The organism is Armatimonadota bacterium (assembly GCA_031459765.1).
GTDB classification, from domain to species: Bacteria; Sysuimicrobiota; Sysuimicrobiia; order Sysuimicrobiales; family Kaftiobacteriaceae; genus Kaftiobacterium; species Kaftiobacterium secundum.
This window is the reverse complement of sequence record JAVKHY010000008.1, coordinates 23,439-47,546: the sequence shown is the minus strand read 5'-3', so window position 1 is coordinate 47,546 and position 24,108 is coordinate 23,439. Positions and strand designations below refer to the sequence as shown.

The window sequence follows — 24,108 nt, the reverse complement described above, 5'->3', positions numbered from 1 at the left end:
CATTCGCGGCCTGATGGACGAAAGGAGCGCGGGACCTCTTCGCTGCCGGCGTGGCCCCTGCTAATCTCGCGGACGGTCATCGGGCCGGCGCGCTCCACCGCGACTGCCGGATGACGTCCAGCACCCGCTGGACTGCGAGCCCGTCGGCGAAGGTGGCGGCCGGGGCGAGCGGCGAGTGGTCCAGGATCGCCGCAATCAGGTGGTCCGCAAACCGCACGAAGGACAGACCCCACAGTGACGGGTAGTCCATCCCGGGCGGGGCCGTCAGCGTCTCGGGCTCGGTGAGTTCCCGCCACTCCCCGCCTTTCCGCGCCCCCCACAGCCGCTCCTGGCCGTCCAGCCGCAGGCTCCCCTCGTCGCCCCACAGCTCAATGCGCGGACCCTCGGCATGCGCGGCCACGACGCTGAGCAGCACCGTGGCCACCGCGCCCGAGGCAAAGTGCAGGGCAAAGGTGGTGAAGTCTTCGGAGGTCACCGGGCGCGTGCCCCCGGGAACCGGACGCTCGCGGATGAAGGTCTCCGTCACCCCGGACACGCCGGTGATCTCGCCGAGATAGAACCGCAACAGGTCGATCTGATGCGAGGCCTGGGCGCCCAGCAGGCCTCCTCCCTGCGAGGCGTCCGCCCACCAGGTCCAGGGCCGGGCGGGATCGGCCCGGCCGCCGCTGACCACCGTGATCAACGCGTGGCGCGGCCGGCCCAGGAACCCGTCATCGATGAGCGTTTTGATCTTCCGGCGGTTGGGGTTGAAGCGCAGTTCGTGATCGATGGCGTGGATGATGCCGGCACGCTCCGCATGGGCCAGCATCTCCACCGCCTCCGCGGTGTTCATGGCCATCGGTTTCTCGCAGAGGACATGCCGGCCGCGGTCCATGGCGGCCAGCGACATGGGATAGTGCCAGACCGGCTGGGGGGTGACACTGACGAGATCGAGGTCCGCCTCGATCAGCTCCTCCCACCGGTCGAAGGCGTAGGGGATGTCGAACCGTCGGGCCACTGCGGCAGCCTTGCCCGGCGTGGCGCTGGCCACGGCGACGACCGCGGCCCGCGGATGCGCCCGGAAGGCCGGGATCTGGACCTGGCTGCCGAACCCCGTGCCGATGACGCCGATGCGCAGGCGGGTCATACGGCGGGGAACTCGTCAATCCGGGAGAAGTGAATGACCGTCACCGTGTCCTCCGCGGAAATCTTCCGGCCGTAGATCTTGGCCAGGAAGTCCACCAGCTCGTCGTGGCTGCGCAGCGACGGATTGTCCCGCTGGATCTCCCGCGGAGTCACCGAGTGCAGCGGTTTCACCTCGATGCGGTCGATCACCGCGGCGGCAATCTTCTTCCGCGTGCCGAACCGCTGGCCCACGGTGAGCCAGACAATCTGCCCTTCCTGGTACTTGTCCCGCTTGTCGCCCAGCCGAATCGTCGCGGACTTGCGCCCGTCGCGCAGCTGCTCGGCGAACACGGATGAATAGAAGTTGAGTGCGAACACCTCACGCCTCCCGTTATCGCCCGGCAGGGAACAATCAGAAAAAATTCGACACGGGAGCCGGTTTCCTGTCGCCTTCGAGGGTTAGTCCCCCAGCATGGGGATCCGCAGCCCGTGCCGCCGGGCGGCGGCGATGGCCTCCGGATAACCGGCGTCGGCATGCCGCATCACGCCGGACCCGGGATCAGTGGTCAGCACCCGCTCCAGCTTCTGCGCCCCCAGGGGGGTGCCGTCGGCGATGACCACCTGGCCGGCGTGGATGGAGTATCCGATGCCCACCCCGCCGCCGTGATGGACGGCCACCCAGGTGGCTCCGGCGCTGGTATTGAGGAGGGCGTTGAGGATCGGCCAGTCGGCCACGGCGTCGGAGCTGTCGCGCATGCCCTCGGTCTCGCGGTAGGGCGAGGCCACGGAGCCGCTGTCCAGGTGGTCCCGGCCGATGACGATGGGCGCCTGCAGCGCGCCCGACCGGACCAGATCGTTGAAGGCCAGTCCCGCCCGCGCCCGTTCGCCATACCCGAGCCAGCAGATCCGCGCCGGGAGCCCCTGGAACGGAACGCGCTGCTCCGCCAGCCGGATCCAGCGCGCCAGCGGTTCGTCCTGCGGGAAGAGCTCCAGGACGGCCTGATCCGTGCGGAGGATGTCCTTCGGGTCGCCGGAGAGCGCCACCCAGCGAAAGGGGCCCTTCCCCTCGCAGAACAACGGCCGGATGTACGCCTGCACGAACCCCGGGTAGGCGAAGGCGTCGGCGAAGCCCGCGGCTTTGGCCTGCCCGCGCAGGTTGTTTCCGTAGTCGAACACGACGCTCCCCCGGCGGCTCATCTGGACCATCGCCTCGCAGTGACGGACCATGGAGGCCCGGGAGCGGCGCACGTACTCCTCGGGATGATCGCGCCGCAGCTGCGGGGCCTCTTCCGCCGTCACCCCTTCCGGGATGTAGCCGCCGAGCGGATCGTGGGCCGAGGTCTGGTCGGTCACCACGTCAAATCGCACGCCGCGACGGACCAGTTCGGGGAACACCTCCGCAGCGTTCCCGAGCAGCCCGACAGACAGCGGGGTTCCGCTGCGGCGTGCTTCTGTGATCTGCCGCAACGCTTCGTCCAGGTTGTCGGTTGCATGATCCAGCCATCCCGCGGCCAGCCTGCGGTGGATCCGGGCCGGATCGACCTCCACGACCAGGGCGACGCCCTCGTTCATCGTCACGGCCATGGGCTGCGCCCCGCCCATCCCGCCCAATCCCGCCGTGAGCACGGTGCGCCCCCGAAGGCTGCCCCCGAAATGCCGGCGGGCCACCGCGGCAAAGGTCTCGTAGGTACCCTGGAGGATGCCCTGGGTGCCGATGTAGATCCACGACCCTGCGGTCATCTGACCGTACATCATCAGGCCCAAGGCCTCCAGCTCCCAGAACGTCTCCCAGGTGGCCCAGGCCGGCACCAGCATGGTGTTGCTGATCAGCACCCGCGGCGCCCACTCGTGGGTGCGGAAGATGCCCACCGGTTTGCCCGACTGCACCAGCAGCGTCTCGTCCCCGGCGAGTTCCTGCAGGCTGCGGACGATGGCGTCGAAGGCCGCCCAGTTGCGGGCGGCCCGCCCTGTCCCCCCGTAGACGATGAGCTCCTCCGGCTTCTCGGCCACCTCGGGGTCGAGGGTGTTCAGCAGCATCCGCAGCGCCGCCTCCTGGGGCCAGCCGCGACAGCTCAGGGCCGTCCCCCGGGGGGCGCGGAGGCGGCGGGGAGGACCGGCCAGGGTCATGCCAGCTCTCCGATCACGGCCTCGACACTGCGCCGCACCGTCCCCTCGGCCACGAGCCGCCGCACCGCCGCCAGGTCGGGGGCCAGGACGCGGTCGCCGGCCAGGGTCGGGACGAGCGCCCGCAGGGCCGCGCGGGCCGCCCCCGTGCCGGGGGCCGGGCGCAACGGGGCGCGCAGGTCCAGGGCCTGGGCGGCGCAGAGCAACTCAATGCCCAGCACCTGCTGGGCGTGACCGACCACGGCCCGCGCCTTGCGCGCGGCGATCGCCCCCATGCTGACGTGGTCTTCCTGGTTGGCCGAGGTCGGAATACTGTCCACGCTGGAGGGATGGCTCAGCACTTTGTTCTCCGAGACCAAGGCCGCGGCGGTGTACTGGGCCAGCATCAGCCCGGAGTGCAGCCCGCCGTCGCGGGTCAGGAAGGCGGGGAGGCCGCTGAGATGGGGATTGACCAGCCGCTCGATCCGCCGCTCGGCGATGCCGGCCAGGGCGCTGGCCGCGATGGCCAGCAGATCGAGGGCCAGGGCCACGGGCTGGCCGTGGAAGTTGCCGCCCGAGATCACGCGTTGGGCGGCGGCGAAGACCAGCGGGTTGTCCGTGGCCGAGTTGATCTCGATCTCCACCACCTGCGCGGCGTAGGTCATGGCGTCCCGGCAGGCGCCGTGTACCTGGGGCATGCAGCGCAGGGCGTAGGCGTCCTGCGCCTTGGCCCGGGCCGGGGCGGACGCCAGCACCTCGCTGCCTTCCAGCAGCCGGCGGAGATTGCCGGCGCTGGCCTGCTGGCCCGGATGCGGGCGCAGGGCATGGATCAGGGGGTCGAAGGCCTCCACCTGGGCGCCCAGCGCCTCGGCCGTCATGGCGCCGGCGATGTCGGCGCAGACCGCCAGCTCCAGGGCGTCGTGCACGGCCAGGGCTCCGCAGGCGGTCATGAGCTGCGTGCCGTTGATCAAGGCCATGCCTTCCTTGGGGGCGAGGGTCACCGGCTCGAGCCCGGCGGCCTGCAGCGCCCGGGCCGCCGGCACCACGCCGCCTTCGGAACGGATCTCGCCTTCCCCGATCAGGGCCAGGGCCAGGTGGGCCAGCGGGGCGAGGTCGCCGCTGGCGCCCACCGAGCCCTGGGCCGGAATGACGGGGTGCAGCCCGCGGTTCAGCAGTGCCAGGAGCAACGCCACCGGCTGCTCCCGCACCCCCGAATAGCCCTGCGCCAGGGCGTGCGCCCGCAGGAGCATCATCGCCCGGACGACCTCATCGGGAAGGGGCTCCCCGACCCCCGCGCTGTGGCTGCGGATGATGTTGACCTGCAACTGCGCCGACTGCGCCGGCGAGATCCGCACCCCGGCCAGTTCCCCGACACCGGTGGTGATGCCGTAGACGGTGTGCCCCTCCTCGACCAGCCGTTCCACGAGGGCCCGCGAAGCCGCCATGCGCTCCCGAGCGAGAGCAGAGAGGGCCACCTGTGCCCTCTCCCTCGCGACGGCCACGACGTCGGCGATCGTCAGGGGTTCGCCGACCGTAATCGTCCCCACGGATCCGCCTACTTCAGGCTCTCGTGAAAGGAGGCGCTCACCTTTTGCTGGCCGCGCTTGCCGACCACCGTGGCCAGGGTAATATCGCCGTAGACGATCTGCGAGGTCACGGTGTGGATCTGGCTGAGCTGGCCGATGATGGCCTGCCAGGCCAGCAACCCCTCGGTCTCCAGGTTCTGCCGGGCCTCCCGCTTGTCGTCGGGTTCAATGAGCACGACGGCGGTGTTCTCCTCAACCTTGTCTCCGGCCTTGACCAGGATCCGAACCAGCCGTCCGCTCACCTCCGCCTTCGCCGCCGGTACCTCCTGGCCGTCTTCGCGCCGCACGTAGACCAGAGTCTCCCCCGCGCTCACCCGCATCCCGGTCCGCAGGAGGTCCAGCCCGCGTGCCGCCACGGTGCCGGCCACAGTCGCCCGGACCGCCGGCGGGTAGGTGGCGGACTCGAAGGTCACCTCCACCGTACCGGCCTTCTCGTCCACCTTGACCGTCTTCACGGTGCCGGGGCCGATGATGTTCTCCACGAGGTTCTTCGCCACGACGTCGGTCGGAGGCGGCCGCCGGCTGGCCTCCTGGCCCCGCTGCCAGAGGAGATCCCAGACCAGCACTCCCCCCGTCGCCACCGCCACCACGGCCACGTAGACGAGGATGGGCACCAGGCTGAGCCCGGTCTTCCGCTGGATCCTATCCGTCCGCGCCACCGTGCACCTCCCGAGATCCTGCCATCACCCGTCCGCGACCGTGATCCCCTCTGAGGTCGTGATCACCCCGCGGTAGAGGAACGAGATCTGGCGGATGGCCGCCTGCAGGTCAAAGGGCGTGATCGCCGACACCGCATCCACCGGCAGGATGACCCCGTAGCCGCGCAGCGCCGCGCTGCCGGCGGTGTGCAGCACGCAGATGTTGGCCACCGTCCCGCAGACGATGACCCGGGCGATCTTCTTCAGCCGCAGTTCGTGATCCAGGCTCGTCCCGAAAAAGCCGTCGTAGCGCAGCTTCTCGATCACCCGCTCCCCCGGCTGGGGAGCCAGCTCGTCGATGATCCGCCACCCCCAGGAGCCGCGGAGGACGTGCTGTCCCCAGATGGGGAACTCGATATCCCCCGGCTCGTGGGTATCCTGGGTGTAGAAGACCGCCAACCCCCGGGCCCGGGCCAGGGCCAGCAGGCGCTGAATTGCAGGAACGGTCTGCTGGGCGGAGGCCACGACCAGCGCGCCGCCCGGCTTGACGAAGTCGTTCTGCATGTCCACGACGATCAGGGCCGTGCTCGCCGCGGGCACGACGACGCGCGGCTCGATGGGAACCTCCGGTGCCTCGACGAGAGCCATCTTCCCTTCAATTCTACGACGACCGGATCAGCGGGCGCAGCAGGGGCACGAGGATGCTGATCACCACCACGTCGATCACGATCTCCAGGAGCAATCCGACGGAGAACACCGTCGCGGTGACCTGGTTGGCCGGCAGGAGGCGGAGGATGACGAAGGCCAGGATGTTCAGGGCGTGTCCGACGATGATCGTCAGCGCGGCGAGGACCACCGGCGCTCCCCGCGCCCATCCGGCCGCGGCCCCCATGATGGTGTGGGGAATGATCGCGGCCCGCTCGAAGGGATTGCCGGCAGGGCTGATGGCGTTCAGCAGCGTCCCGACGAGCCCCACCAGCGCTCCCGGAACGGGACCGAGCAGGATCCCGGCCACCACGACCACCACCATATTCAGGGCGATGATCGCCCCCGGCACCATCGGGTTCGGGATGAAGCGCACCACCTGGCCGAGCACCACGTACAGGGCGGCGAGCAGCGCGATGTGGGCGATCTGGCGTGGGGACATCCCCGCCTCCTCCGCGGACAACCGGACGCGGGGGTGATTTCGCGCCCTGCGGGGACGGTCCTTCTTCTGGCCTGAGGGCACAAGCCCGATCCGGAGGACGCCTGGCGACCCGCTCCTCCCGACGCCGGCGCCCGGAGGACGCTACGAGGCTTCCGGCTTGGGCTTGAGGGTGGGGAGGGGCTTCTCCACCGGTTTCTCGGCCTTCAGGGCGGGCTGCCCGGGCGCGGGCTGCGGCTGGACCGCGACCGCGGGGGCCTCCAGCGCCTCGCCGGCCAGCACGCGTTCCAGCTCCTCTCCCTCGAGGCTCTCCCGCTCCAGCAGCGCTCTGGCCACGCGCTCCAGGCGATCGCGGTGTTCGGTGATCAGGGTGCGGGCACGGTCGTAGCACTCGTCGATGATGCGGCGCACCTCTTTATCGATCTCGTACGCGATCTCCTCGCTGTAGTTGCGCGTTTCGACCAGATCGCGGCCGAGGAAGACCGGGCCGTGGCGCTTGCCCAGGGACAGGGGGCCGAGCTTCTCACTCATCCCGAACTCGGTGACCATGCGCCGGGCCAGGTCGGTGGCCTGCTCGAAGTCGTTCTGCGCGCCGGTGGTCACCTCGCCGAAGACCAGCTCCTCGGCCACCCGGCCGCCCAGGGCCGCGGTGATCCGATCCAGCAACTCCCCACGCGTGTAGGTGTACTTGTCCTCCGGCGGGGCGGAGATGACGTAGCCCAGGGCCATCCCCCGCGGCAGGATGGTGACCTTGTGGGGCGGATCGGCGTTCGGCAGCAGCTTGCCCAGCAACGCGTGCCCGCCCTCGTGGTAGGCGGCGATCTCGCGTTCCCGCGGACTCAGGATGCGGCTGCGCCGCTGCGGACCGGCAATCACGCGCTCGATCGCCTCGTCCATCTCCGCCATGGTGATCTTCTTCTTGTTGCGGCGCGCGGCCAGCAGCGCCGCCTCGTTCACCAGGTTGGCCAGGTCGGCGCCGGAGAATCCCGGCGTGTGCTTGGCCAGGACCTCCAGGCTCACGTCGTCGCCGAGCGGCTTCCCGCGCACATGCACCTCGAGAATGGCCCGCCGCCCCTTGCTGTCGGGGTTGTCCACGACCACCCGGCGGTCGAAGCGGCCCGGCCGCAGGAGGGCCGGATCCAGGATGTCGGGACGGTTCGTGGCGGCGATGACGATGATGCCGGCGTTGGGGTCGAACCCGTCCATCTCCACCAGGAGCTGGTTCAACGTCTGCTCCCGTTCGTCGTGCCCGCCCCCCAGCCCCGCCCCACGCTGGCGGCCCACGGCGTCGATCTCGTCGATGAAGACCAGGCAGGGCGCGCTCTTCTTGGCCTGCTCGAAGAGGTCGCGGACCCGGGAGGCCCCCACCCCTACGAACATCTCCACGAACTCGGAGCCGGAGATGGAGAAGAAGGGCACACCGGCCTCGCCGGCCACGGCCTTGGCCAGCAGCGTTTTGCCGCTGCCCGGCGGACCGACCAGCAGGACGCCGCGCGGGATCTTCGCCCCCAGGGCCTGGAACTTCTTGGGGTGCTTGAGGAACTCGATGACCTCCTGCAGCTCTTCCTTGGCTTCGTCCACCCCGGCCACGTCATCGAAGGTGACCTTGGGACGGTTCTCCGTGTGCAATCGGGCCCGGCTCTTCCCGAAGGACATCGCCTGGTTGCTGCCCGACTGGGCCTGACGCAGCATGAGCAGCCAGAGCCCGATGAGCAGGAAGAAGGGCAGCATGGTGGACAGGAGGTTGGGCCACAGGGCGTTGCGGCTCTTCGGCTCCACCTTGATCGTGACGCCCTTGCTCTGCAGGAGGGAGAGGTACGAGGTGTCGTTGGGCGGGACAAAGGTCCGGAAGGGCTGCCCGTCGCGCAGCTTGCCGGTGACCGTGTCGTCGCCGATGGTCACGTCGGCGATGCGGTCCGCCTGGGCGTAGTTCAGGAACTGGCTGTAGGAGATCTCCTCGCGGGGCGTCTTCGACCGGTACAGGGGGAGGAAGAAGTAGACGACGACGGCCAGGATGATCGCCCAGACCACCAGGTTGCGCAGATACCGATTGACCACCGGACAGCCCCCTGCCTCTCAATTGGCCATACGATACGATGAATCCCTGGTCAAATCAAGCCGGCCGCGCCTGCAGGCGGACGACCGTGGTGGTCCGCTCCGTCACCGGATGGCACGCCGAGGTGCGGTATCCGACCACCCACAGGATGTGGTCGTGCCCGTCGACCACCAGCGCCACGCGCCGTCGTCGCCAGCGCGGCACCTTCGCGTCCACAAAGAGGTCCTGCACCTTCTTTTCCCCTCCCAGACCGGGCAGGACAATCCGGTCGCCGTCCCGCCAGGCCCTGATCCGCAGCGGCAGGGCCAGAGAGGCGGCATCGAAGACCGCCTCCACCCCGGCCTGCGGACCGTCGCCCGCCGGGGCGAGGGTGGCGCTGACGATCACCCCGAACTCCTCGGCCCTCACCTCGCCCGGCACCGGGAGCAGGTACGCCTCCGCAGGACGCGGCCGCTCGGCGGGGGCCACCTCAATCGTACCGTATCCGACGCGCACCACGACGCCGGCGGCGGACGTCTCGCTGCCCACCGCCCCCTGCTCCGCGCGCCGCAATCCCTCTGCAACAACGCGGAAGGGCGGCGGGGCTGTTCCAGACACCTCCGCCAGGGCGGCCGCCAGGACCCGCCGGCGCAGGGGTGCCGGGAGCGCCCGGAACGCCTCCCGGGGGAGCCGAACCGTGCGCTCTTCCCACCTTCGCAGGTACCCGTAGTGCACGGCGGCCAGTCGGTGCATCGCGATGTCGGTCCGGCGGGCCGCTTCGCCGACGTCCCAGAGCAGCGCCGCCGCATCCGGACAGGCGCGCAGCAACTCCGGCAGGACGACGTGCCGGATCCGGTTGCGTGGAATCCGCAGGTCGCGGTTGGTCGGATCCTCGCGCCAGGGAAGGTCACGAGCGCGCAGGAAGGCGACGATCTCTTCGCGGCTCACCTCACGCAGGGGCCGCACCACCGTGGCGGCGCCCAGCGGCCGGGTGGGGGGAATTCCCGCCAGCGCCTCCCAGCGGGCGCCCTGGACGAGCCGCATCAGGATCGTCTCAATCTGATCGTCCCGCGTGTGCGCGGTGGCCACGACTCGGGCGCCGACGGCGCGGGCCACGTCCGCGAGAAACGCATACCGCAGGGCCCGGCCGGCGTCCTCGACGGACCGGCGCTGGCGGAGGGCGAAGGCGCGGACGTCGGCCCCGCCCACCGTGACCGGAACCGCCAGGGAGACCGCCGCCTCACGGACGAAGGCCGCATCCTGCGCGCTGTCCGGCCGGAGGCCGTGATCCAGATGGGCCACGTGGAGGCGCAGGCGCCAGGCCTCCCGCAGGGAGAGGAACAGGTGCAGCAGCGCCATCGAGTCGGCCCCTCCGGAGACCGCCAGGACGACGGTGTCGCCGGGGGAGACCATGGCGTGGGCTTCGATTGTTCGCACCACCCGTTCCAGCATGCCGGTCCCGCTCCACCCGGAAGACGGGTCGGCGGCAGGCCCGGGCCTGCCGCCGACAACACTGGTGGCGGCGGGGAGAGTCGAACTCCCGACTCCGCGGGTATGAGCCGCGTGCTCTGACCAACTGAGCTACGCCGCCACGCCGGGTCCATTATACCGGATGGCGGGCGTCTTCGGCTGCCGGCGCTACCGCGGCGTGATGGTGATGCCGATGGGAGGCAGCGCGACCGAGGCCCGCCCGCCGACCTGACCGAGAAAGATCGCCACCACCTCGTAGCTGCCGGCGTCCACCCGTCGCCCCTGCAGGTCGCGCTGGTCCCAGGTTTCGCGGAAGGTCATCGTCTCTCCCGGACGCAGCTGGGCGGTCTCAATCGCCTGGGCGAAGGCTTTGTCGTGGGACCAGCGCCAGACTTCGTCGCCCCGGGCGCGGCGGACGACAAACTCGAAGCGCTGGGCGCTCATGAACGTCACCACCTGCGCCGTGCTGCCGGCGTTGCGCACGGTCAGGCGGATCTCCACCGCCTCTCCCGGAGCGAAAGCGGACTTGGGGACCGACGCGCCGAACACCAGCGCGCCTTCCGTCCGTTCCACGGCGGCGGGGGCGGCGCCCACGCTCGCCGCCATCAGTCCCACCAGCAGCAGGGCCAGGATGGTGGACATAATCCTTCCCAGAATACGCAGGAGACGGAGGATGCGGTTCCCCGGCCGGAGATCACTTGATGCCCACCTTCGGCATCTCGTAGCGAATCTTGCCGGCGGCAATCTCCTCCAGGGCGGCCGTCACCGGATTTCGCGTATCGAGGTCCACGACGGACAGCGCCCCTTCCTTGATCTGTCTCGCCCGTTTGGCGGCGATGATGACCAGGGCGTATTTGTTGTCCACACGCTCCAGCAGGGCCTCAAGCGGAGGCTTGATCACGTGCCACTCACCTCAACTCCAGCTAGGGGAACCCCTACAGGGGCAACTTCTTATATTAACAACCGTCCCTAATGTGTCAAGGTTAGGGCCGCCGTGGCGTCGCGACCCGGCCCTCCGCTGCGGCAGGCATCGTCCGTCTGTGCTATCGTAGGGGCCGTGCCGGCCGCGCTGCGCCTCCACGCCTTCGGGCTGATCGCCTTCGGCGCGTTGACCTCGATCCTGATGATCACCCCCGTCCTGCCGCTCGACCTGGACCGTCGGGGCCTCGCCCCGTTTCACATCGGCGGCGTGGTGGGAGCGATGTCGCTCGTCCTCGTGGTCTCCGAACTGCTGGCCCCGGCCGCCACCTCCCGGATCGGACGCCGCGCCGCGGCGGCGATCGCCCTGGCCGGGAGCGCCCTGGCCCTGGCCTGGTTCCCCCAGGTGGTGTCGCTGGGAGGTCTGTACCTGAACCGCATGCTCTTCGGGGCGCTGCGCGGGATGCTGTGGCCGGTGCTGTTCGCGGAGGTCGCCGATCTCGGTCCTCCCGAACGCCGCGCCGGCGCCTTCGCCGTGTTCTGGCTGTATTTCGGCGTCGGTCAGCTGGTCGGGCCGGCCCTGGGCGGGTGGCTGGCCGACCGCTTCTCCCTGGCCACCCCCTTCTACGGCGCGGCCATCCTCGCCGCGCTCACGATCCCGGCCACCGCCGCCATCCGACCCCGGTGCGACGACGCCGCCGCGGGGAACCCGGTGGCCGCCCTGCAGGAGCTCCTGCGCCGATCGCCCGCCGTGCTGCGGAACTGGACGCTGACCGTCTGCAACACCGCGGCCTTCAGCGTCTACACCACCTTCCTCCCGCTGCACGCGGCGTCCCGCGGGTTGAGCGCCGACGCCATCGGGTTGATCTACACCGGCGCGGCGGTCGCCTTCATCGCCGCGCAGGAAGGGCTGCGCCGCACCGCCCGCCGCCGGACCGCGGAGCGGTTGATCGTCCCGGCCTTCCTCGCCCGCGGGATCGGCGCCGCCCTCACCCCGTTCCTCCCCTCCTTCTGGTCCCTGCTTCTGGTCGGCGCGGCCGCCGGGGGGATGGGCGCCGCCGTGCCCACCGCGCTCAGCACCCGCATCGCCGGCCAGGCCCCATCGGGACTGCTGGTGGCGGCCATGGGCGGCTTCAACGCGGCGGCCGATCTGGGCTTCTTCCTCGGCCCTGCCGCCGGCGGGGCGCTGGCGGGATGGGGCCTGACCTGGGCTTTTCTGCTGGTCCTCCCGGTAACGGCGCTGGCGCTTTGCCTGCTGCTAACCGATCAGTCGGTCCGCGACCATGGCCGCAAAGAGGAGAGCCAGATAGACCACGGAGTACCCGAACAGGCGGACCGCTGAGCGCCGGCTCCGCTCGCGCCACAGCTGCACGGCGAGTGCCACGAACACCGCGCCCAGCAAGAGCGCGGAGGCGCCGTACACCCAGCCCATCGCGCCGAAGGGTTGCAGGAGCAACGTCGCCGCGACCAGCAGGACGGTGTAGAACACGATCTGCCGTCGCGTGGTCTCCTCTCCCGCCACCACGGGAAGCATGGGCACGCCGGCCCGCGCGTAGTCCTCGCGCCGGTGCAGGGCCAGGGCCCAGAAGTGCGGGGGCGTCCACAGGAAGACGATCAGGAACAGCAGGACGGCGGGCAGGTCGATCCGACCGGTGGCCGCGGCCCATCCCACCAGCGGCGGCATCGCGCCGGCAGCGCCGCCGATGACGATGTTCTGGGGAGTCGAGCGTTTCAGCCAGAGGGTGTAGACGACGACGTAGATCCCCAGGGCCAGCAGGGCCAGGAAGGCGCTGACCAGATTGACCAGCACGGCCAGTTCCACGAACGCCGCCGCCCCCAGCAGGATGGCGAAGGCCAGCGCGTAGGGCGTGCCGACCTGTCCGGAAGGGATGGGCCGCCGGCGCGTGCGGGACATCACCGCGTCGATATCGCGCTCCAGGACCTGATTGATGGCGTTCGCCGCCCCCGCCGACGCCGCGCCGCCGAGCATCGTGAACAGGATCACCCACGGCGAGACCCGGCCCGGGGCGGCGATCAGCATCGAGGCCAGGGCGGTGACCAGCAGGAGCACGAGGATGCGGGGCTTGGTCAGCGCGACGTAGGAGAGGATGCGGTGACTCAAGGGGCGGCCGGTCGGGGAGGGCCCGACTCCGGCGGCCGCCTCGCGGCGTGGGGGCACCTCGCGGGAGGAGAGGGCCGCCAGGACCACCAGCGTGGCGAAGAGCGCCGCGGCCGTGGCCAGATGCGCGGTGGTCGCCCCCGCGGCCAGCCGGTATTCGACGCTCATCGCGCCGAGGAGCACCTGGAGCACCAGCAGCCCGACCGCAATCGCCGAGGTCGCCTGCAGGTCCGCGCGTCCCGGTTCGGTGCGGTACGCCGAGGCGGCCGTGAGCACGATGAGTGCGCCCACGACGGCGGCGGCCAGCCGGTGGGTCATCTGGACGGCCGTCGCTCCGGCGCCGCCCGGCCAGATGCGCCCGTAGCACAGCGGCCAGTCCGGGCAGGCGATTCCTGCGGCGCTGGCGGTGACGTATCCGCCGATCAACACGAGGCCGAAGGTGGCCAGCACGGTGACCAACGCCTGCACCCGGAAGGCCGAGCGGCGCACAGGGGCTTCGGGGAGCCAGGCGAAGGTCGTCAGCGCCACCAGGGTGGCGAGAAAGACCATCGCCGTGCCCAGATGGGCCAGGACCAGCCAGCGGTAGAGTTGGCTCTGCACCGTGAGCCCGCCGAGGAGGATCTGCACGCCGACCAGCAGCAGCGCCGCCAGCGCCGGGCCGCGCTGCCACCGCCGTCGCCAGGCCGCCACGGCCAGGGCGAGGGTCAGGACACCTACCAGCGAGGCCACCAGCCGGTGGATGTATTCGATGATCACGGGACCCTGGAGCGGCGGGATCAGCCGTCCGTGGCACAGCGGCCAGTCCGGACAGGCCAGCCCGGCTCCGGCGGCGCGGACGAGCCCGCCTACCACCACCAGCACGTAGGTGGCGAGGGTCGTGACGGTGGCCAGCGTAGCGAACCGTTTCATAACCGGCAGGCGAAGATGTGCGCAGGAGGCGCACGGCCATAGGTTCGACGCCCCGGGAGGACGTCCCTCGGGCCCGCCGGAGGCCGCCGCAGGTGCCAGGAGGAGCGAGGATGCAGGGCGTTGCGCGATCCCGGCGACTCAGCGCCGCGCCGGAGGGCCGTCGCTCAGCGGGAGGTGCAGGGTCAGCTGCGCGCCTCGTCCCGGAACGGAGCTCAGGACGAGCCGGCCGCCCAGGGACGCGGCCCACTGGCGCATGATGGCCAGGCCGAGACGCCGCCGACCGTCCGACGCGGCCTCCACGGTCATCGGATCAAACCCGCAGCCGTCGTCCCGGACGCGGAGGAGCATCGAGCCGTGCTCCAGGACCAGGTCGATCTCGATGCTCCGGGGTCGCCCGTGACGGACCGCGTTCTCCAGCGCCTCCCGCAGGACGATCACCGTCGCCGCCGTCACCCTCCGGTCGACGCGGCTGCGACCCTGCGTCCGCAGGCGGACGTCGACGGAGGGGTGCGCTGCGGCGAAGGCCTGTACGCGCCGGCGGACCTCCGGCAAGAGGTGGCTCGGCAGCGCCGCAGAGGCCGCCATGGTGCGGGTGGCCTCCTCCAGGGCGTGGAGCATCTCCCGCAGTCGGACGACCTCGTTAAGGGAGGTGGGCCGCGCCTCCCGTACGGCCGCTTCGCAGACCTGGGACTGCGCGATCGCGGCGCCGATGGTGTTGAGCAGGTGGGCGTGAAGTTGGTGGGCCCAGAAGGCGCGTTCCTCGCGAAGGGTCGACACCGACGGATTCCGTAGGGTGTCCCCGGATCCCCCGCGGCCGCTCTTGGACAGGAGGGCGTGTCCTAAGAGCACCGGACCGACGTGTGTTCCGTGCCGGAGGGATCCGGGATTGTGCACCGTGTGGAGGCACGGTACCATCCGGAACTCTCACCGTCGTCACACCCCGGTGGAGGGCGGGCGCATTCAATAGGCGGCCTCGAACAGCGCGGCGATGTCGGCGGCGGTCGTCGTGCGCGGATTGACGAGGACGTTGCCGCTCTTCATGGCGTCCTCGGTCATCTTCGGGATGGCCTCGCGGGTCACGCCCAGATCACGCAGGCGCTCGGGAATCTGCACGTCGCGCGCCAGGCGGCGCACGGCCTCCACCGCGGCCTCCGACGCCTCGCGGGGAGACAGTCCCTCCACGCGCTCGCCCAGCGCCGCGGCCACCTGGGGGTAGGTGTCGTGGCAGGCCACCAGGTTCCAGGCCATCACGGTGGGCAGGAGCACCGCGTTGGCTACCCCGTGGGGCACGTCGAAGTGCGCCCCCAGGGGATGGGACATGGCGTGCACGTTGCCCAGCCTGGTGCGCGTGAAGGCCATCGCCGCCATCGTGCTGGCCAGCAGCATCTCGGTCCGCGCCCGGAGATCGGTCCCGTTGCTGAAGGCCGTGCGCAGGGATCGCCCGATGAGCCGGATCGCTTCCAGGGCCAGGGCGGAGGCGATGGGATTGTGGACGGTGTTGCTGTAGGACTCGATGGCGTGGGTGAGCGCGTCCATCCCCGTGGCCGCGGTGAGCGCGGGCGGCATGGAGACGGTCAGCGTCGGATCGCACAGCGCCACCTGGGGCACGGTGTGGAGGCTGCCGATGGTCATCTTGAACTTCCGCGCGCGGTCGGTGATGACGGAGAAGATCGTCACCTCGCTGCCGGTCCCGGCCGTGGTCGGGACGGCCACGCACGGGACGCCGGGGCCGGGGATCTTCCCGAGGCCTTCGTAGTCCTGGACCGCGCCGCCGTGGGCGACCAGGGCGGCCACCACCTTGGCCACATCCATCGCGCTGCCCCCGCCCACGCCGACCACGAACGCGCCGCGGGTGCGCCGGAACAGGTCGGCGGCGGCATGGACGGTCTCCACGCTGGGGTTGGGCTCGACGTGCGGGTACGGTTCGGCGGTGATGCCGGCGCCGTCCAGAAGCTGAAGGACGCGGTCGAGAATCCCCGCCCGGGCGATGCCGGGATCGGACACCACGACGGCGCGCCCACCGAATCCGGCCACCGCCTCGGGCAGCTTCGCCAGCACCCCCGGGCCGAAGGTCACCTGGGCCGGAGCGGCAAAGGTGAAGGTGTCGTGCCAGTCCGTCATCGGGCCCCCCTCTTCCGCTGGTCCTCGCTCTGCGCCGCCTTCAACCTGGCGATGTACAGGCGCGCGGCCGCTTCCATCGACTCGGCGCCCTCCGTCGGCGCCGGCTCCACCAGCCTCCAGCGGTCGGCCTCCTCATAGAACCGGTCGGCCTCCGCCTCCTGGGAGGAAGGCGGCGGGCGCAGCCGGGCCAGCAAAAGCGCCCCCGCGCTGCGCAGGGAGTCCCCGATCGCCGGGATGCGCCGCCAGGTGATCTCGGCGAGGAACAGAGCCGCCGCGGCGGCGGCGGTGTACGGCCAGGCGTCCGCCGCCTCCCGCGGAGAGCGGGTTGGGGCCACCGCCGCCCTGGGGTCGGAGAGCAGCCGGCCCCCGGTGGCCTCCGCGAGATGGGCCAGCACGGTCCGGTTCGCGACGAGGTCGCGCAGTTCGGGCGCATAGGGCACCACAAATCCCGTCGTCGTCCGCCGGACGCCCGAGGCGTGGCGGGCAACGACGGAGACGACATAGGCGCCGGCGCGCGCGGCGGGGATCCGCCCTTCGTAGCGCCCGGGCGCGGCCTGCACCAGCGTCAGGGTCTGCACCGCGCCCTCGGGGCCGGCCACGCGGGCCTCCACCTGCAGCCCGTCCACCGGCAGGCCCGCGGCGGTGAACGCGTCCACCGTGATCGCGGCCGTCCCACCCGCCGGGGCCCGCTGCCCCGAGGCGTCGACCTGCTCCACCGACACCTGAAGCCCGTCGCCGTCCTCGCGCGCCGCCCAGCGGACCAGCCGCGACCAGAACCGGGCCAGCCCGGGCCAGGCGATCCACTCCGCGGCCCAGCGGCCCGAGGCGTCTGCCGTGAAGGCCGCGGCGCGTCCCAGCCCGTACTGCCACGTGGCCAGGATGGGATCGTCCGCCGGGGAGACGAGATGCAGCGTCCCGGCCGGTTTGGGCGAGGTGGCGACGTAGCCGCGCAGCGGCCGCAGCGCCAGATCGTCGATAAGGCCGCGGTGGACCACCTCGGGGATGAACCGTTCTTCCACCAGGTAGGACCGGGAGGCGAGCAGCGCCTCCGCGGTGAGAATCTGCGGGATGGTGTAGAGGTCCTTGGCCAGATAGTACCGTCCCCCGCCCCACCGGGCGACGCTGCGCATGAGGGGCTCGTCGGCATCACCGCCGACGGCCACCGCCGAGGTGGTGATCTTGTCCCGGCTCATGCGGGTGATCAGACCCTGGAAGTCGCCGGGGTCGGTCTGGCCGTCCGAGATGACGATGACGTGCCGGACCTTCGCCGCCGAGGTGCGCAGGTAGTCGTAGGCCAGGCGCAGGGCGGGGTACATATTGGTGCCGCCGCCGGCCTGGATCCGCGCCACCTGCTCCATTACCTGCTCCCGGTGCCGGGCCTCGGTCGGCGGGGCCAGCCAGCGCGGCTCCTGATCGAAGGAGATCACGCCGATGACGTCGCGCTCGCCGAGCAGATCCACCACCGACTGGGCGGTCTCCTTGGCCAGTTCCACCTTGGCAATCTGCGTCCCGAAGGCGCCCATGCTGCCCGAGGTGTCCAGCACGAGGACGATGGCCATCGACGGAATGGCCAGGCGGTGCCGCACGTCCATCGTGACCGGCAGAACGTCCTCCAGCGGCGTCCCTGCGTACCCCCCGACGCCGAAGCTGTGGGGCCCCCCGACCGCGATCAGCCCGCCGCCCAGGTGGCCGACGAAATCCCGCAGCGAGGCCATCTGGGCCGCGGACAGCCACAGCGCGCTCACGTCGTCGAGCACCACGGCGGCGATCCCGCTGTAGCCATGTAGCGACGCGGGCAGCGATTCCGGCGCGGTGCTCCGGACGCGCATCCCCTGCGCCTCCAGCACCCGGGAGAGCACCCCGGGCGCGGTGCCGGCGTACCAGACCACCGGCGCTCCGCGCACCGTCACCAGCGCCTCCGCCCGGTTGTTCCCGGCCACCTCGTCCGGCGCCGCGAGGAGCGTGGCCGTGTACCGCAGCACGCCTTCTGCGGCGGCGACACGGGAGAGGGTCGTCGTGGTGCGGCCGGGGGCCACCCTGATGCGCCGCTCGGCGATGAGGCGATCGTCCTCCTTGATCTGCAGCGTCACCTGCGCCTCCGCCGTGGCCACGATGGGCACGCGCACCAGGAACCGCTCGCCCGCCCGCACCTCGGCAGGAGCGAGCACCTCCTCCACGAGCACGTCCCGTCCGGAGCCCGACTGCAGCGGCAGCACCGAGACTTCCACCCCCTGGCTGCGGGCCAGGGCCAGCGCCTGCTCCAGATCCCCCCGATTGGCATTGCCGTCGGTGGCGACGACAATGCGGCGGCCGCCGGAGGACGGCAGGGCGCTCAACGCGGTGCGGATGGCCTGGGCGATGTCGGTGGCCTCGGCGGCCGGATGGGAGGTCACGGCCAGCAGAGGGTCGGCGGTTGGAGCCTCCTCCAGCAGCGCGGTGGCGCCGAAGGTCACCAGCCCGATCCGATCGCCGGGACGCCGGTGACGCGCCGCCTCCCTGGCGAAGTCGATGGCCATCTGGCGCGACGCCGCCGAGATGCTCGCCGAAAGGTCGAGCGCGAAAATGACATACTCGCCGCCGCCCAGCCCGCCGAGGTTGGGTCCGGCCAGGCTCACCGCCAGCGCGGCGACCACCGCAAGACGCAGCACGAGACCGCCCCGAGGGACGATGCGGCGGCGGGCCAGCACGAGGATGGCCGGCACGAGCAGCAGCAGCAGGAAGGCCCGCGGGTACAGGAAGATCAGCTCAGCCATGGGTCTTCCGCGGGTGGAGCAGGCGCGGAGCCTGCCCCCAGGCCCCGGCCTTCGGAAGGGTGCGCAGCCACAGGAGCCATTCGCTACAGACAACGATCAGCGCGAGGAGGAGGACCGCCCGCCACGCCTCCCGCGACTGGCCGCTGCCGCCGGCGCGGTCCTCGGACCCGCTGCTCCTCGGGGCCAGCGGAGCAATCGCCACCTCCTCCGCAGCGGGGTTCACCACCACGCGCCGGTCGCGGTCGCCGATCCGCACCGTGTAGAGTCCGACGTGTTCGACGGTGGGCAGCACGACCCGACCGCCCGAGGCGGCCACCCGCCTGACCTCACCGTCGGGACCGGTCACCACGGCCTCGGCGACGGAACCGGAGGGGATGGTGACGGTGTCTCCCGCCTGCACCATCGGCTCGGCGCCGCCGAGCCAGCTCAGGGCGTTGCTGAGGAAGATCGGGAAGCCCACGCGCAGCGGCAGGTCGGACTGCTCGAGGGAGAAGGCGGTGACCAGCGCGCGCACGCCGTCACCTTCGTAGGCCCAGATGAGCGGCGTTGTCCCCTCGGCCAGGACCTCGCCTCCCCGCGGCTCCAGGCGCAGCGCCTCGCCGATCGTGACGTCTGTGAGGTCCACGTAGCGCATCACCGGGTGCCGGCCGGTCCAGCGCAGCACCGGACCGACGCGCACCCTCCCGGTGACGCCCAGGGGGAGGTTGGAGGCCACGGTCCCGAGCAGCAGGTAGTTTCCCGGCGGCAGGTCCACCGGCGGCGTGCGGTTCAGGATCACGACGTCGGCGACGGCCAGAGCCTCGGGGGTGATGCGCTGGGGCGGAAGGACCCGTACGGGAATGGCCGCGAGCGCCTCGGCCAACACGCGATCCGGCGCCCCGGCGACGATGACCCGCGGCGGCGGCGTCCCGACGACGGCATGGGCGACGTTGTCCACGGCCAGGTCTTCGTCCACGGCGAGTTCGATCCGCGCGACCCCGGCTCCCGAGAGGGACACCGCCGCCGACGCGGTGGCCTGCGGTCCCACCGTCACCGTCCGCGCCGGGAGGCGGCGGCCGTCGAGGGTGACCAGGATCGGCACCTGCGCCGCGGTCTCCCCGGCGTTGTGCACCTGCACGACGACCGCGGAGGCCTGCGCCTCCCGCTCCACGTTCACGGCGACGATCCCCACGTTCCGTGCGGCGCGCCCGACCGTGTGGTAGGTGACTCCGGGCAGCGCCGCGCCCGCGCGGTCGGTAAAGACCTCGACGCGGGGCCGGAGGCCGCCCACCCGCTGGCCGAGGGCCAGGGTGATGGCCTGGTCCAACCGCCCGGGCCCGTCGGTCGGCCGCAACCGGTCCAGCGCCCCGCGGGTCAGGAGCGGGTCGGCGAAGGGCACCACGATCGACGGTCGGGCGCCGGCGGCGATGAGCATGACCTGGCCGCGGGCGGCAGCGGCGGCCCGGCGCGCCCGCTCCACGGCCACGGCGAAGCGGGACGGCGATTCGTCGGTGGCCTGCATGCTCGCCGAGGTGTCGACGATGATGACGATCGGGATCTCCCCCGCTCCGGGCAGCGCCAGGCGCGGGCGGGCCAGAGCGGCCACGACGAGGGTGACGGCCACCAGCTGCAGCAACAGGAGCAGGCTCCGCTCGATCCGTCGGGCCGGCCGCCGGGCGGCGAGGTCGCGGCGGGCGCGCTGCCAGAGGATGAGCGTGCTCACCGGCACCTCCTGCCGCCGGGGCCGCAGCATGTACAGCAGGACGAGGAAGGGCAGCGCCAGCAGTCCCCAGAGGGCCTGCGGCGCGTCGAAGGTCACGCCAGCAGCCCCCCCATCCGCAGATAGCGCAGGACCAGGTCCTCGAAGGGAATCGTCGTGGAGGCGCGCAGGTAGTCGATCTGGTGGCGAAGGCAGAAGCGCTCGATCCCGGCGAAGTAGGCGTCGCGCGCCCGGGCATAGGCCTCGAGGGCCGTCCCGTCCACGCTGACCTCCGCGGCGGCCTGGGATTCCACGTCCACCAGCCGCACCTCACCCCGCACCGCCGGGCTCACCTCGTCGTCGCTGATGAGGTGCACGACGAAGGGCTCGAAGCGGTGATAGCGCGCCAGTTTCAACCCCTCCTCGTAGCCGCCCGGAAACCAGAGGTCGCTGATCAGAATGAGCAGGCCGCGGCGCTTCGTCCGGTACACGTACCGCCGCATGGTCGTGGTCAGGTCGGAGACGCCTTCGGGGCTGATCCGGCTGAGGAACTCGAAGAGCTGCAGGGTGTGGCCGCGGCCTCGGTGGAGGGGCAGCATCTGGCGCGGCCCGTCGCTGAACACCACCGCGCCGACGCGGTCGAGGTTGCGCAATCCCACGTAGCCGATGGCGGCGGCCAGCCGGACGGCGTACTCCAGCTTGCCCGGGAGCCCCCACCCCATGGAGCGGCTGCCGTCGACGAAGAGGTGGACGTTGATGTCCTCCTCCTCGCTGAACAACTTGATGAACAACCGGTCCAGTCGCGAGTAGATGTTCCAGTCCACGTACCGGAAATCGTCGCCGATCTGGTAGCTGCGGTAGTCGGCAAACTCCACGCCCCGCCCCTGCCGCGGGCTCCGCCGCTCGCCGCGCAGCAGTCCCCGCGTGGCGCGCCGGCTGCGCAGGCTGAGGCCGTCCAGCCGCCGCAGCAACGAGGGGTCGAGCAGCGCCGATCCCGTCATCTCCTCGCCTCTTCCAGTTCCGGCGTTTCGTCCAGCACGTTCCGGATCACCGCGTCGGGATCCACGCCTTCGGCTTCGCCCTCAAAGTTCAGGATGATCCGGTGGCGCAGGCTGGGCAAAGCCAGCGCCTGCAGGTCGCCCAGGCTGACGTTGACGCGGCCCGCCACCAGGGCTCGGACCTTGGCCGACAGGATGAGCGCCTGGACCCCGCGCGGGCTGGCGCCGTAGCGCACGAAGCGCCGGGCCATGGTCGCCGCATGGGGATCCTCCGGGTGGGTGGCGCGGACCAGCCGCGCGGCGTAGGCCTTGACGTGGGAGGCGACCTCGACCTCCCGCGCCAGACGGAGCATCTGTCTGACGGTCTCCTTGTCGGCGACCGTCCGGGCCTGGGGTTGCTCCGCCGTCGTCGTCCGATCGATGATCTCCACCAGGTCTCCCGCCGTGGGGAACTCGGCCTTGACCTTGAACAGGAAGCGGTCCAGCTGCGCCTCGGGCAGCGGGTAGGTCCCTTCCATCTCGATCGGATTCTGCGTGGCCAGCACGAAAAAGGGTTCGTCCAGCGCGTAGGAGGTCCCGGCGACGGTCACGGCGTGCTCCTGCATCGCCTCCAGCAGGGCGGACTGGGTCTTGGGGGTGGCCCGGTTGATCTCGTCGGCCAGCAGGACGTGGGTGAAGATCGGGCCCCGCTGGAACTCGAAGTAGCGCCGCCCTTCGGCGTCCTGCATCACGACATTGGTCCCGATGATGTCCGCCGGCATCAGGTCGGGGGTGAACTGGATGCGGGAAAAGGACAGTTCCACGGCCCGGGCCAGCGTCTTCACCAGGAGCGTCTTGCCCAGGCCGGGAACGCCCTCCAACAGCACGTGTCCGCCGGCCAGGAAGGCGATCAGGAGGTGATCGATCAGCGTTTCGTGTCCGACGATCACCCTGCGCACCTCGGCGCGGATGCGCTCAAAGGTGGTGGCGAACTCTTCCGGGGTCATCTCCGGTCACCTCAATCCGGCCAGCCGCTCAAAGTATCTGCGCACCAGAGCCCGATAGCGCCCCGGGGTGTGGGCCGACCTCATCGCCTGGTCGGCGGCGGCCACGATCGCCGGCGAGACCGACCGGATCCCGACCCGCGAGGATCCCGGACGCCCGGCGCCCAGCACCTCCGCGGATCGGACCGCCCCCTCCCCCTGCGCGCCCCGCAGACGGTCGGGGATGCGCTGCGCCTCCAGCCGGGGGCTCGGCGCTCCCATCTTCTCTGCGATGCGGCCGCGGCCCGGCGTCGTTCCCTCATGGGGTCCTTCGGGTGCGGACGCCTCCGCCTTCGGATCCCCCACGAGCGGCCGGTCGCCGGAGCTCTGCGCGCCTTCCGGCGGCTGCGACGGGTCGTCGGCAACCTCGTGGGCAGGAGTCCGGCCGCCCGAAGCGATACGCTCCCCGGCACGCTCGAGCTGCTGCCTGGCGCGCTCCAGTCCTTCGGCGTCCGCCAGCATCGACTGCAGCCCCTCGAGCTGGCGAAGCGCTTCGGCGAGCGACTCGCCGGCGCCGTGAGCGTCGCCCTGCTGGAGTTGCTCGCGCGCGCGCTCGAGACGACTGCGGACTTCAGCCGGCTGCGTGCCCTCCCCGTCCTGCGTCATCTCCCCCAACCGCTGCAGGGCGTCGGGCGAGACGGTCTCGGAATGCTGCCGCAGGCGGCTGGTCAGCTCCCGCAACTGGCGGATCTGCCGTTCCAGAGCCTGGCGGTACAGCCGGTCATCGGCTCCACCATCTTCCCGCGGCCCGGGGCGGGGCCTGTCCAGGCGGCGGGTCAGTTCGCGACGGGTCTCCTCGATCTGTCGGGAGAGTTCCGCAATTCGCGCCAGCGCCTCGGTCCGGTCCAGCCGCTCCTGCTGCAGCCGCAGGCCGAGATCCCGGAGCTGCGGCGCGGCGCGGCGGGTGTGCGGCATCCGTTGAGCGCGCGTGCGCGACTCCAGGGCCCGGGCGAACCGCTCCAGACGCCCGCCTTCCTGGCGGATCACTTCCTGGGTGCGGCGGGCGGGCGTCCCCGGCAGGGTGACCCCGCCAAGCAGGGCGGGCCAGAGGACGATCACCGCCAGCAGGACGGCCAGGACGGAGAGACTCCGCGGCGGTCGCCAGGGCAGGACGGCGCGCAGATCCACCCCCTCGGCCGCGGCCGCGGCGTCGGCCAGCAACCGGTTGCCCAGCGTTCCACGCCGGGTCCGGAGGCTCACCTCCAGCGCCGTGCTCAACCGCTCCTCCAGTCCGGCGCGGAGATCCAGCAGCCTCGCCGCCGCGAGAGGGCCGACCGGATGGACCAGCCTCAACAGCGCGCTGACCAGCACGATGGTCACGACGGCGGCGCCTGCGGCCACCGTCGGCGGCACGGGATCGACCGATACGACCAGGGCGACCGCCGCCGCCGCGACGCTCGTCCCCAGGACGGCGCAACCGGCCAGGAGCCCGCCCTGGAGCGCGCGGTGCCAGCTCAACCGACGCCCGGCGGCTCCGACGATGTGGTGCAGGGCGTCCGGGGCCATGGTG

At 71.4% G+C, this 24,108-nt stretch carries 20 protein-coding genes and 1 tRNA gene; 1 reads left to right on the top strand and 20 read right to left on the bottom strand.

Translation table 11 applies throughout. The annotated features are described in order from the left end of the window. Positions 1-76: 76 nt before the first annotated feature. From QN141_10020 to rpoZ, 12 genes are all read right to left on the bottom strand, one after another. Positions 77-1,126: a Gfo/Idh/MocA family oxidoreductase gene (locus QN141_10020; protein ID MDR7558811.1), complete on the bottom strand. Its 1,050-nt coding sequence runs from the start codon at positions 1,124-1,126 to the stop codon at positions 77-79. Beyond that, positions 1,123-1,482 carry an ASCH domain-containing protein gene (locus QN141_10015; protein ID MDR7558810.1) on the bottom strand — a complete coding sequence of 120 codons (360 nt, stop codon included), beginning with the start codon at positions 1,480-1,482 and terminating at the stop codon, positions 1,123-1,125. Before QN141_10015 ends, QN141_10020 begins: the two co-directional genes overlap by 4 nt. A gap of 81 nt (positions 1,483-1,563) precedes the next feature. Then, positions 1,564-3,231, bottom strand: a complete 1,668-nt coding sequence (hutU, locus tag QN141_10010) for a urocanate hydratase (GenBank protein MDR7558809.1) — start codon at positions 3,229-3,231, stop codon at positions 1,564-1,566. Beyond that, complete coding sequence (gene hutH, locus QN141_10005; GenBank protein ID MDR7558808.1) at positions 3,228-4,754, bottom strand: histidine ammonia-lyase; 1,527 nt, start codon at positions 4,752-4,754, stop codon at positions 3,228-3,230. The genes hutU and hutH overlap by 4 nt, the downstream gene beginning before the upstream one ends. 8 nt (positions 4,755-4,762) lie before the next feature. Next, the gene (locus QN141_10000) at positions 4,763-5,452 is read right to left on the bottom strand and encodes a hypothetical protein (protein ID MDR7558807.1); all 690 of its coding nucleotides are present in this window, start codon (positions 5,450-5,452) and stop codon (positions 4,763-4,765) included. Between the two features lie 24 nt (positions 5,453-5,476). After that, complete coding sequence (locus QN141_09995) at positions 5,477-6,079, bottom strand: isochorismatase family cysteine hydrolase (protein ID MDR7558806.1); 603 nt, start codon at positions 6,077-6,079, stop codon at positions 5,477-5,479. Between the two features lie 13 nt (positions 6,080-6,092). Beyond that, positions 6,093-6,578, bottom strand: a complete 486-nt coding sequence (locus tag QN141_09990) for an ECF transporter S component (GenBank protein ID MDR7558805.1) — start codon at positions 6,576-6,578, stop codon at positions 6,093-6,095. A 141-nt stretch (positions 6,579-6,719) separates the two neighbouring features. Continuing rightward, positions 6,720-8,633, bottom strand: coding sequence for an ATP-dependent zinc metalloprotease FtsH (gene ftsH, locus QN141_09985; GenBank protein ID MDR7558804.1), 1,914 nt, complete (start codon positions 8,631-8,633; stop codon positions 6,720-6,722). A 55-nt stretch (positions 8,634-8,688) separates the two neighbouring features. Beyond that, complete coding sequence (gene tilS / locus QN141_09980; GenBank protein ID MDR7558803.1) at positions 8,689-10,062, bottom strand: tRNA lysidine(34) synthetase TilS; 1,374 nt, start codon at positions 10,060-10,062, stop codon at positions 8,689-8,691. Between the two features lie 62 nt (positions 10,063-10,124). Then, positions 10,125-10,201 (bottom strand) — tRNA-Met (locus QN141_09975). Between the two features lie 47 nt (positions 10,202-10,248). Beyond that, positions 10,249-10,722, bottom strand: a complete 474-nt coding sequence (locus QN141_09970) for a BsuPI-related putative proteinase inhibitor (protein MDR7558802.1) — start codon at positions 10,720-10,722, stop codon at positions 10,249-10,251. Positions 10,723-10,774: 52 nt separating this feature from the next. After that, a complete protein-coding gene (gene rpoZ, locus QN141_09965) occupies positions 10,775-10,981 on the bottom strand; it encodes a DNA-directed RNA polymerase subunit omega (GenBank protein MDR7558801.1) in 207 nt (68 codons plus the stop codon). Between the two features lie 156 nt (positions 10,982-11,137). Here rpoZ and QN141_09960 point away from each other — a divergent pair, with 156 nt between their 5' ends. Further along, positions 11,138-12,340: an MFS transporter gene (locus tag QN141_09960; GenBank protein MDR7558800.1), complete on the top strand. Its 1,203-nt coding sequence runs from the start codon at positions 11,138-11,140 to the stop codon at positions 12,338-12,340. On the opposite strand, the gene QN141_09955 is transcribed toward QN141_09960, so the two are convergent. The 8 genes from QN141_09955 to QN141_09920 all read right to left on the bottom strand — a co-directional run bounded on the left by QN141_09955 (position 12,257) and on the right by QN141_09920 (position 24,104). Then, on the bottom strand, positions 12,257-14,026 hold the full coding sequence (locus tag QN141_09955; GenBank protein MDR7558799.1) for a heme o synthase: 1,770 nt from the start codon (positions 14,024-14,026) through the stop codon (positions 12,257-12,259). The genes QN141_09960 and QN141_09955 overlap by 84 nt on opposite strands. A 138-nt stretch (positions 14,027-14,164) precedes the next feature. Then, the gene (locus QN141_09950; protein ID MDR7558798.1) at positions 14,165-14,803 is read right to left on the bottom strand and encodes an ATP-binding protein; all 639 of its coding nucleotides are present in this window, start codon (positions 14,801-14,803) and stop codon (positions 14,165-14,167) included. 183 nt (positions 14,804-14,986) lie between these two features. After that, complete coding sequence (locus tag QN141_09945) at positions 14,987-16,147, bottom strand: iron-containing alcohol dehydrogenase (protein ID MDR7558797.1); 1,161 nt, start codon at positions 16,145-16,147, stop codon at positions 14,987-14,989. Further along, complete coding sequence (locus QN141_09940; GenBank protein MDR7558796.1) at positions 16,144-18,900, bottom strand: VWA domain-containing protein; 2,757 nt, start codon at positions 18,898-18,900, stop codon at positions 16,144-16,146. The genes QN141_09945 and QN141_09940 overlap by 4 nt, the downstream gene beginning before the upstream one ends. Further along, positions 18,893-20,698, bottom strand: a complete 1,806-nt coding sequence (locus QN141_09935) for a VWA domain-containing protein (GenBank protein MDR7558795.1) — start codon at positions 20,696-20,698, stop codon at positions 18,893-18,895. Before QN141_09935 ends, QN141_09940 begins: the two co-directional genes overlap by 8 nt. Then, positions 20,695-21,579, bottom strand: coding sequence for a DUF58 domain-containing protein (locus QN141_09930; GenBank protein MDR7558794.1), 885 nt, complete (start codon positions 21,577-21,579; stop codon positions 20,695-20,697). The genes QN141_09935 and QN141_09930 overlap by 4 nt, the downstream gene beginning before the upstream one ends. Then, positions 21,576-22,562 (bottom strand): MoxR family ATPase, encoded by a 987-nt coding sequence (locus tag QN141_09925; GenBank protein MDR7558793.1) that lies wholly within the window; start codon positions 22,560-22,562, stop codon positions 21,576-21,578. The genes QN141_09930 and QN141_09925 overlap by 4 nt, the downstream gene beginning before the upstream one ends. A gap of 6 nt (positions 22,563-22,568) precedes the next feature. Further along, entirely contained in the window at positions 22,569-24,104 is a 1,536-nt protein-coding gene (locus tag QN141_09920) for a hypothetical protein (protein MDR7558792.1), read from the bottom strand. Positions 24,105-24,108: the final 4 nt, after the last annotated feature.